This is a genomic window from Streptomyces sp. NPDC051020, assembly GCF_040683105.1.
Lineage (GTDB): Bacteria > Actinomycetota > Actinomycetes > Streptomycetales > Streptomycetaceae > Streptomyces.
On the sequence record NZ_JBFBCG010000078.1, the window covers coordinates 22,776 to 32,699 of the forward strand.

The 9,924-nt window shown below is 67.9% G+C and carries 5 protein-coding genes and 2 pseudogenes; 5 read left to right on the top strand and 2 right to left on the bottom strand.

Annotation, left to right across the window (positions count from 1 at the left end; all coding sequences use genetic code 11):
• Positions 1 to 73: 73 nt before the first annotated feature.
• From AB0N06_RS30845 to AB0N06_RS30860, 4 genes are all read left to right on the top strand, one after another.
• Positions 74 to 1,183 (top strand): nitronate monooxygenase family protein, encoded by a 1,110-nt coding sequence (locus AB0N06_RS30845; protein ID WP_366137991.1) that lies wholly within the window; start codon positions 74 to 76, stop codon positions 1,181 to 1,183.
• Positions 1,180 to 2,730, top strand: a complete 1,551-nt coding sequence (locus AB0N06_RS30850) for an acyl-CoA synthetase (RefSeq protein WP_366137992.1) — start codon at positions 1,180 to 1,182, stop codon at positions 2,728 to 2,730. The genes AB0N06_RS30845 and AB0N06_RS30850 overlap by 4 nt, the downstream gene beginning before the upstream one ends.
• A 62-nt stretch (positions 2,731 to 2,792) precedes the next feature.
• A complete protein-coding gene (locus tag AB0N06_RS30855; protein WP_366137993.1) occupies positions 2,793 to 3,899 on the top strand; it encodes an ionic transporter y4hA in 1,107 nt (368 codons plus the stop codon).
• Positions 3,900 to 3,925: 26 nt separating this feature from the next.
• On the top strand, positions 3,926 to 4,054 hold the full coding sequence (locus AB0N06_RS30860) for a transposase (protein ID WP_366137994.1): 129 nt from the start codon (positions 3,926 to 3,928) through the stop codon (positions 4,052 to 4,054).
• 30 nt (positions 4,055 to 4,084) lie between these two features.
• Here the strand turns inward: AB0N06_RS30860 and AB0N06_RS30865 are convergent, their stop codons facing one another.
• Positions 4,085 to 4,597 (bottom strand): hypothetical protein, encoded by a 513-nt coding sequence (locus AB0N06_RS30865; protein ID WP_366137995.1) that lies wholly within the window; start codon positions 4,595 to 4,597, stop codon positions 4,085 to 4,087.
• A gap of 193 nt (positions 4,598 to 4,790) precedes the next feature.
• Positions 4,791 to 9,106 (bottom strand): annotated as a pseudogene (locus tag AB0N06_RS30870) (RHS repeat-associated core domain-containing protein); the annotation flags it as partial.
• Between the two features lie 46 nt (positions 9,107 to 9,152).
• On the opposite strand from AB0N06_RS30870, the pseudogene AB0N06_RS30875 reads away from it, so the two are divergent.
• A pseudogene (locus AB0N06_RS30875) lies at positions 9,153 to 9,924 on the top strand (IS4 family transposase); the annotation flags it as partial.

Genomic DNA, 9,924 nt, shown 5'->3' on the forward strand with positions numbered 1-9,924 from the left:
GCGCCACAAAGAATCTGACACTGCATCAGAAAATCTCTTCCTATCGATGTCCGACTGCGGCATCCTGCCGCCCATGGAGACGGAGCTGAGCAAGAAACTGGGAGTGGAGCACGCCATCTTCGGCTTCACGCCCTTCCCGGCGGTGGCCGCGGCGATCACCCGGGCCGGCGGATTCGGCGTACTCGGCGCGGTCCGCTACACGGCCCCCGACGACCTGTCACGTGACCTCGACTGGATGCAGGAGCACACCGACGGCAAGCCGTACGGCCTCGACGTCGTCATGCCCGCGAAGAAGGTGGAAGGGGTGACGGAGGCCGATGTGGAGGCGATGATCCCGGCCGGACACCGCCAGTTCGTCCGGGACACCCTCGCCAAGTACGGCGTCCCCGAACTCGCCGAGGGCGAGGCATCCGGCTGGCGCATCACCGGGTGGATGGAGGAGGTCGCCCGCAACCAGCTCGACGTCGCCTTCGACTACCCCATCAGGCTCCTCGCCAACGCCCTCGGCTCGCCCCCCGCGGACGTCGTGCAATGTGCCCACGACCGGAACGTCCTCGTGGCCGCCCTCGCCGGAAGCGCCAAACACGCCCGGCATCACGCCGACGCGGGCATCGACATCGTCGTCGCCCAGGGGTACGAAGCGGGCGGTCACACCGGAGAGATCGCCTCCATGGTCCTCGTCCCCGACGTAGTCGACGCCGTGGGACCCCTCCCCGTCCTCGCCGCCGGAGGCATCGGCAGCGGACAGCAGATCGCCGCCGGACTCGCCCTCGGCGCCCAGGGCGTCTGGCTCGGCTCGCTCTGGCTGACCACCGGGGAGGCCGACCTCCACTCCCGCGCACTGACCCGCAAGCTCCTTGCCGCGGGCTCCGGCGACACCGTCCGCTCACGTGCCCTCACCGGCAAACCCGCACGCCAGCTCCGTACCGAATGGACCGACGCCTGGGACGACCCGTCCGGCCCCGGCCCCCTGCCCATGCCGCTCCAGGGACTGCTGGTCGCCGATGCCGTCTCCCGTATCCAGAAGTACGAGACCGGCCCACTGCTGGGCACCCCCGTCGGCCAGATCGTCGGAAGGATGAACACCGAACGCAGCGTGCAGGCCGTCTTCGACGACCTGACCCGCGGCTTCGAACGCGCCGTGGACCGGATCAACCGCATCGCGGGACGGAGCGCCGCATGAACCAGCCGCCCAACGGCTTCTGGGCCCAGGCCACCGCCGACCCCGACCGTACGATCCTGGTCGCCCCCGACGGCGAGACCTGGACCGCGGGCCGACTGCACGCCGCGGCCAACCGCCTGGTCCACGGGCTGCGCGCGGCCGGGCTCCGGCAGGGCGACGCGTTCGCCGTGGTCCTCCCCAACGGCGTCGAATTCTTCACCGCGTACCTCGCCGCCTCCCAGGCCGGGTTCTATCTCGTCCCCGTCAACCACCACCTCGTCGGCCCCGAGATCGCCTGGATCGTCTCCGATTCCGGCGCCAAGGCGCTGATCGCGCACGAGCGGTTTACCGACGCGGCGACCTCCGCCGCCGACGAGGCGGAACTGCCCATGAGCCACCGCTACGCCGTCGGCGCGGTCGACGGCTTCCGCCCGTACGCGGAACTGCTCGCGGAACAGTCCGACGCACCGCCCGAGGACCGCAGCCTCGGCTGGGTGATGAATTACACCTCGGGCACCACAGGACGCCCGCGCGGCATTCGCCGCCCGCTCCCCGGCAAGCTCCCCGAGGAGGGCCATCTCGGCGGGTTCCTCGGCATCTTCGGCATCAAGCCGTTCGACGACAACGTCCATCTGGTCTGCTCGCCGCTCTACCACACCGCCGTGCTCCAGTTCGCGGGCGCCGCCCTCCACATCGGGCACCGCCTCGTCCTGATGGACAAGTGGGCGCCGCAGGAGATGCTGCGGGTCATCGACGCGCACCGCTGCACCCACACGCACATGGTCCCCACCCAGTTCCACCGCCTCCTCGCCCTGCCCGACGAGGTGAAGGAGCGGTACGACGTCACATCGATGCGGCATGCCATCCATGGCGCGGCTCCCTGCCCCGACCACGTCAAACGCGCCATGATCGACTGGTGGGGCCGGTGCGTCGAGGAGTACTACGCGGCCAGCGAGGGCGGCGGCGCGTTCGCCACCGCCGAGGACTGGCTGAAGAAGCCCGGCACGGTCGGGAAGGCCTGGCCGATCAGTGAACTCGCCGTCTTCGACGACGACGGCAACCGCCTCCCGCCCGGCGAGTTCGGCACCGTCTACATGAAGATGAGCACCGGCGGCTTCAGCTACCACAAGGACCGGACCAAGACGGAGAGGAACCGCATCGGGGACTTCTTCACCGTCGGCGATCTGGGCGTCCTCGACGAGGACGGCTATCTCTTCCTCCGCGACCGCAAGATCGACATGATCATCTCGGGAGGAGTGAACATCTACCCCGCCGAGATCGAGGCCGCGCTCCTCAGCCACCCCGCGGTCGCCGATGCCGCCGTCTTCGGCATCCCGCACGCCGACTGGGGCGAGGAGGTCAAGGCGGTCGTCGAACCGGCCGAAGGACACCCCCCGGGCGATGGGCTGGCCGCCGAGATCCTCACCCACTGCGCCGAGCGGCTGGCCGGATACAAACACCCCAAGAGTGTCGACTTCATCGACACGATGCCGCGTGACCCCAACGGCAAGCTGTACAAGCGGCGACTGCGCGACCCGTACTGGGAGGGGCACCACAGGGGCCTCTGAACGTCGGCGGCCCCGCACCGTCCGCCGAGCGCACCCCGGCCACCTCTGGCAGCGTGTGGCTCATGAACACGAGCGCGACGGTCCGGTCCCTGGCTACCCAGTGGACCGTGGTGGTGCCGATCGTCGCGGCGCTTGCGCTGGTGTTCAGCTGGGGGCGGGTGCTGCCGGCCTTCGCCGTCGGCGTCGTCGCGCTCTGCCTCGCGGGCGCCGTGCTCGCCGCCGTCCACCATGCCGAGGTGATCGCCCACCGGGTCGGCGAACCGTTCGGCTCGCTCGTCCTTGCCGTCGCCGTGACCATCATCGAGGTGGCCCTGATCGTCACCCTGATGGTGGACGGCGGCCCCAAGACGTCCGCGCTCGCCCGCGACACCGTCTTCGCCGCCGTGATGATCACCTGCAACGGCATCGTCGGACTGTCCCTGCTGGTGGGCGCGGTCCGTTCCCGCGTCGCCGTCTTCAACGCCGAGGGTTCCGGCGCCGCCCTCGCCACCGTCGCGACCCTCGCCACCCTCAGTCTGGTGCTGCCGACCTTCACCATCGGCAGACCGGGCCCCGAGTTCTCCACCGCACAGCTCACCTTCGCCGCCGTCGCGTCCCTCCTCCTGTACGGGCTGTTCGTCGCCGTACAGACCGTCCGGCATCGCGACTACTTCCTGCCGCTCACCCAGGACGGCCGGCTCAAGGACGAAGAGCAGCACGCGGCGCTGCCCGGCCGGGGCGCCACCGCGCTCAGCGTCGCCATGCTGCTGATCGCGCTCGTCGCCGTCGTCGGCGACGCCAAATCCGTATCGCCGACGATCGAGTCCGGCGTGGCGGCCGCCGGGCTGCCGCAGGCGGTCGTCGGTGTCGTCATCGCCCTTCTGGTGCTGCTGCCCGAGACCCTCGCCGCGGTCCGGGCCGCCCACCGCGAACGCGTGCAGACCAGCCTCAACCTCGCCCTCGGGTCGGCCATGGCCAGCATCGGGCTGACCATCCCGGCCATCGCCCTGGCCTCCATCTGGCTGCCCGGACCGCTCCAGCTCGGCCTCGGCGCCACCCATATGGTGCTGCTCGCGCTGACCGTGGTGGTCGGCACGCTGACCGTCGTACCGGGACGGGCCACGTTGCTCCAGGGCGGCGTCCACCTGGCGATCTTCGCCGCGTTCGTCGTCCTTGCGATCAGCCCCTGACCGCACGCAACGACCGGCCCCTGACTGTGCACTTCCTGCCCTCCTACTCACCCAAACTGAACCCTGACGACCTGGTCAACGCCGACCTGAAACGCAGGCTGCGCCACTCCCACCTATCCAGTAACCAGGCCGAACTTGCCGCCGAGACCCGCTGAGCATGCCCGTCGATGCATATAGATTCCCGTCTACGGAAGAAAAGCCCAGACAAGAGCAGCGGCAAAAGGCACAATAAGGAGATCGAACCACCCGAAGCGGGCTTTCCGGGACGACGTGAGCGCCGGGTCCCCGTTCTTTGATGCAAGAACCGCGTGCCGCAAATCTCGACGCGCCGCATTTGCTCTCTTTCCGTCAAAGATGGACCGTGTCATAGCCCAAGGTAGGACTACTCCAATTCCCTCAATCTTGAAGGCACCGCCTCTACCCTCCCTGCCCAGCAGTCGGACGCTATCCAGACTCGCCCTGTAGGTGAAGAACGGGTTGCAGACCGTGATGCACCCCTTCCCCCATTCGACGTACGGAGTCAGGCCAACGCGAATCAGTGTCCACGTAACTACGCCGGGCACCGCAAGGGCTAGGCACACGTCCCAGAAATTGCGGGGCGCTACTGAATCGAAGAACAGGAAGTAGACGGCGACCGCCAACATGGCCAGGACCATTGCCAGCGAAGCGAAATATACGGCTCTATTTCTGTAGCGCATGGCGCCTCCGAATGTGAGGACAGTCGCGCTGGGATTTTAATCCCGCAGTCACGATTGCGTTCAAAGTTAGCCATCAAGTGCATCTCGAGGTATACGGAACTGACCGTTGACGCAGCCCCTCCGCCCCAGAAGTCAACCAAAGTACACGGGGGTGCCGCGCGGACCGCACGGCACCCCCGTCAGCGGAATCTGCCTAGCAGTAGCGCATTTTCCAACTCATTCCACAGGTCAGCGTGCCTGTCCAGGAGTTGCCTGCGTAGTTCCACGCTGTGCGCCGGTAGGAGAAGCGCTTGGCATGGCTGCTTCGGCCTGCGGCGTGGCGGCCTCCGCGTGAGAATCCGCGGCTGGACTTCCACCATGAGCCCGCCGCGAATCGGCCTGCGCCGACACCGACGGCGGTCCAGGCGGCCGACTTGGCCGTCGACTTCCAGTACTTCTTCGTACGCCATCGGCCCCCGCGGCCGTCCGCCACCGCCGTGGCGGCGAAGACCGCGACACTGGCGACGGCGCAGGTGCCTGCGGAGGCGATGATGCAGGCTGCTGTTGCGCCGTATCCGGCGTAGGTGCGCCAATTCTTGCGGACGTGGCGGGCTGCGACCTTGAAGCCGCGCTTGACCTTCTTCCAGCTCCACCACTTGCCGTCGAGGTCGAAGCGGTTGAGCGGATCGGCGTTGACGTACTCGTAGGCGTTGGCACCGCCGCCGTAAACCGGGTCCACGGACAGGAAGCGGCCGGTAGCGGGGTTGTACAGGCGGACGCCCATGAGGGTGAGGCCGGTGAGGGTCTCACTGGAACGCTGCTTCGCGCCGAGCCAGTTGTAGCGGGTGGCCGCCTGGCCGGTGCGAGGGCTGCCGTACTCGTCACTGTCCAGGGCGACGGGAGCCTTGCTGGTGTCCAGCGGCAGCTGCAGGGCCACGTCCCCGTGGATGGTGCTGAGCTGCAGGATCGTGTCGCCGGTCTTGCTGGTGATGGCGCCAAGGTCGCCGGAGGCCGAGTCGACGTTACGGGTAAGTGCCCCGCTGGCGGTGTCCTCGACGATCCAGCGAGGGTTGTCACCGTCACTGTCGTAGTGGTTGAGCTTGGATCCGGTCTGGGTCCACGTGGTGCCGCTGCCGGTCTCGGTCTTCCAGGAGCGGAAGCGCAGTGCGGCGTCGAGCTGCCACGTCTGACGCTTGCCGTCCGCGGTCTGCTGGTAGGCAAGATCGTTGGCGTAGTATCCGATCGTGCCGTTGCCGGGGACTGCGGTGGTGCGGCCGAATGCATCATAGGCGTAGCCGGTATCGACGATGCGGTCGGCGCTGTCGTAGGTGTGACTGCTGGTGGTGCCTCCTGTAGTGGGGCAGTCGGTGCCCGGTGTGCCGGTCGCCGAGGTGAGGGATTTGCGGTTGGTGCGCTGGTCGAAGGCGTAGCTCCGGCGGGTGCACAGGGTTTCGGTCGTGTCCTCGACCGTGGTGAGACGGCCTGTGGCGTCGTAGCGGTAGGTCTGATCCGACCAGCCCGCGTGGGAGGCGACCTGGCCGTGGATGGACTCGGTCACGGTGTCGGAGTAGACGATCGTGCCGTCGCTGTCCCGGGTGTAGGTGCGGTCCGTGGCCGAGCCGGTGGTGTCCTCGTTCTGCCTGAGGGTGTAGCCGCCGGGCAGTCTCTCCGAGTTGACCGAGCCGTCGGCGTCGTAGGTGGCCTGGAAACTGCCGGCTACGGAGTCAGTCGTCTTCGTCGCCATGCCGCGGGGCTCGATGGCGGTGTCGTAGGTGTACGTGGTGGTGGACGGTACCGAGTCGGAGACCTTGACCGGGCGGCCGAGCAGGTCGTACTCGGTCGTGGTGGTGCCGCCGTCGACGTCCGTATAGGAGATCGGGCGGCCGAGCTTGTCGTACGCCCTGGTGATGGTGCCGCCGGTTGGCGAGCTGGTCTTGACAGTCTTCCCGGTGGCCGGGTCGTACTCGGTGGTCGATTCAGGGACGCTCTGTCCGACGCCGCCCGTGATGGCGACCTTCGTCTGACGTCCCGCGTTGTCGTAGGTGGTTGTGGTGGTGCGGGTGACGCCGTTGGCAGTCTCGATCACCTTGGCCGGGCTGCCCCACCAGTCGTACTCGGTGGTGGTGGTCGGCAGACCGGTTGGGTTGGAGCCGCCTCCGGTGATCGCTCCGCCGGGAGAAATGGAGCAGACCAGGTCGGCCCACTCCGGACGCCCCTGGCAGGTGCCTGTGCCGGTCGCGGACCAGTAGGTGGTGACTCGCGTGGCCGCGTCGGTGCCGCTCGCGCCGGGGAGGAGCTGTTTGATGGTGCGGCCCTGGCCGTCATACTCGGTCTTGGTGGCGATGGCCAGACCGCCGGGGTCCTGGATCGTCTGGGTCGGCAGCCCCTTGGCCCAGTCGTACACGGTCTGGGAGACGCGAGTCTCACCGTGCACCGTGGGATGTTCGCGCACCTGAGCGCCGATCGTGGTCCTTGTGACCTGGTCCTTGACCTTGGCGGTGCCGTCCGTGGGGCGGCCGACGTCGTACTCGTTGACCGTCCAGGTCCGAGCGGTGACTGACGTACCCGCAGGGACCAGGGTGGTGGTGCCCGACTTCAGGTCGGCCGTGAGATCGATGCGGCGCAGCGGGCCGTATTCCTCGAGCTCGCGGGTTCCGGCGTCGTTGTAGACGGAGCGGGTGGCCAGCAGGTCGGCGCGCTCTGCCGAGGTTAGCTGGCCGATGCCCAGGTCTGCTTGGGCGGCCTTGTCGTCGGCGGTGAGGCCGAGGGCCAGGGCCCGGTTGGCGGCCGACAGTTCGTGGACGGTGTTGCCGAAGCGGTCGTACTCGGTGGTGGAGATGTGGCCGCCGGGAGTGACGGAGTTGCTCTCGCGGCCGGAGACGCCCAGATAGTGGACCTCGGCCCGCTTGTAGCTGGTGGCGGTGAGTGAGGTGCCGGAGTGCGATGTGGGTACGGCGTCGGCGGGGAAGACCGCTGTCGCGTCCGTGGGCGCGTCCAGCTGCCCCATGCCGTCACATCGGCAGCGCCCATCTTGTACGGAGCGGTGGTGCCGGTGAGCGGCACGTCGTAGACGATGCTGGTGGCAGCGGTGCCCTCGACCGTGTCGGTGGTGCCCTGCTTCAGGCCGGGGCGGGATGCCTTGAGCAGCATGCCCTCGCCGGCGGTGTCCGCGCTGCCGGCCTTGCCGTAGGTGAAGGTCCAGGGCAGTTCGCCGGGCGGAGTGAACGTCGTGACCCGGCCGGCGCCGTCGTAGGCGTACTCGGACTTCAGCGAGGGGCTGATCTGCGGGTTCCACGCCTGGCGCAGACGGCCGGAGCCGTCGTACAGGTACATCTGCACGGACTTGGAGGTTGCCGTAGTCGCGCCCGGCGCGGTGGACCACAGGCGGATTTCCTTCACCTGGCCGCTGTAGTCGCCGAAGGCGGTGTCGGTTGCGGTTGTGGAGGTGCCGTAGACGAACTCGACCGCCCGGCAGCCCTTGGTCGCCGGGTCTGTGGTACAGGTGGCCGTCGTCGCTGCGGATGTGGCGCCGATGATCCTCTTGGGTCTGGCCAGCTTCTTGTCGTCGACCGTGACCGTTTCGGAGACCACGGTCGTGGTGGAGTTGGACAGGCCGTCCAGCAGCGTGCTGGAAACCTGCCAGGTGGTGGTCGCCGGGTCGGGCTTGGTGAACTCGGTCACCGTGCCCTCGGTGTCGGTGAGCGTGAACGAGGTCGTCACGCTGCCCTTGAGGGTCAGGTCCTCGGAGCCGGGCTCGGCGATCCAGCCGGTCTTCGCGGCGTTCGCAGCGAAGTGGGTCTCCTCGCCTTCGGAGTCGACGACAGCCACGGCCGTGTCGGACACTTTCCTGACGTGGGAGAAATCGGAGTCCGTCATCTCGGCGACGGTGCCGGTGACCCATTCCTTGCCGAAAATTGGTGCCTGGCCCTCCTGCTTGGCGCCCTTGTCCGGAGTCCGCGACGAGATGGTACGAGACACCGACAGATCGAACGCCGACGCATCCGTAGCCGAAAGGGTGTAGTCACCCGTCAGCAAGTTCACCGAACCCGGGCCCACCTCCTCGGCCGCAGCACCCGAAGCCGTTCGGTCCACCACGACAGCCAACGGCTCGGTGCTGCCTGAGGCAGAGTTCGGACCGGTGAAGTCGGCCTTGATCTGAACCGTGCCGTCCGGGTCGACCGTGCTCGTGGCGTTCCAGACCAGCGTGGCGTTCTTGCCACTGCTCATCGGCACCGGCCACGCAGACAGTGGCGTACCGCCGGATGTTACGTCACCTGCAGGGATCTTCACCCACTGATCGGCTTCCGAGCGCCGCCAGGAGAAGGAGACGGAGTTGTATTTGCCCGCGTCGGCTTCCGCTGCCAGCGGCAGCCGGCGTGCGGTGCGCTCGCCTTCGGAGGGCTGGATGAAACCGCCCGGCCCGGCGTGGAAGGTGTAGTCGATGGGCTCGGACTTGTTGTCGGCCTTGTCGACCTGCCGGACCTGGAGGGTGTGGGTGCCGTCCTTCGGCGGGGTGACGCTGATGGCCTTAGCGGCAATACCGTTCAGTTAAGCGCTTCTGGGCTATTGTGTGGGGATGCCGCGTTCTGGTTGGGTGAAGCCGTCTTCTGATGTCCGGTTGTCGGATTTGGTGTCTGTGGGGTTGCTGACGCGGGTGTTTCCCGCGGACGTGGTTGACGCGGTGATCGAGGAGGCGGGGCGTACTGAGCGGCGTCACCGGTCCTTGCCCGCGCGAGTGATGGCGTACTTCTCGATGGGGATGGCGCTGTATTCGGATGGCTCCTACGAGGATGTGTTCGCGCAGCTCACGGATGGGCTGTCGTGGGCGTCGGGGTGGTCGGAGTCGTTCACGCCGCCCTCGAAGTCGGCGATCTTCCAGGCCAGGTCTCGTCTGGGGTTCGAGCCGGTGCGGGATCTCTTCGCGCGGGTCGCGCGTCCGCTGGCGGGGCCGGACACGCCGGGGTCGTGGCTGGCCGGGCGTCGTCTGGTGGCGATCGACGGGACGTGCCTGGACGTGGCAGACACGGCAGCCAACGCAGAATTCTTCGGGCGGCCGCTTCCAGCCGGGGGGAGCAGTCCGCGTTTCCGCAGGCCCGCCTGGTGGCATTGGCGGAATGCGGCACCCATGCCGTCTTCGACGCTGTCACCGGCCCGTGCAGCGTGTCGGAGATCGAGTTGTCCCGGCAGCTCGTCGGTCGGCTGGAGCCGGGCCAGCTGGTCCTGGCCGACCGGGGCTTCTACGGGTTCCGTCTGTGGCAGCAGGCCGCCGCCACGGGCGCGGATCTGCTCTGGCGAGTGAAAAAGAATCTGCGGCCCCGGTATCTGGAAACCCTGGCCGATGGGTCCTG

What these genes read in the sequence shown, in the direction of transcription:
- AB0N06_RS30850 (WP_366137992.1), top strand. Translation starts at nt 1,180, where the DNA reads ATGAACCAGCCGCCCAACGGCTTCTGGGCCCAGGCCACCGCCGACCCC.
- AB0N06_RS30855 (WP_366137993.1), top strand. Translation starts at nt 2,793, where the DNA reads ATGAACACGAGCGCGACGGTCCGGTCCCTGGCTACCCAGTGGACCGTG.
- AB0N06_RS30865 (WP_366137995.1), bottom strand. Translation starts at nt 4,597, where the DNA reads ATGCGCTACAGAAATAGAGCCGTATATTTCGCTTCGCTGGCAATGGTC.
- AB0N06_RS30845 (WP_366137991.1), top strand. Translation starts at nt 74, where the DNA reads ATGGAGACGGAGCTGAGCAAGAAACTGGGAGTGGAGCACGCCATCTTC.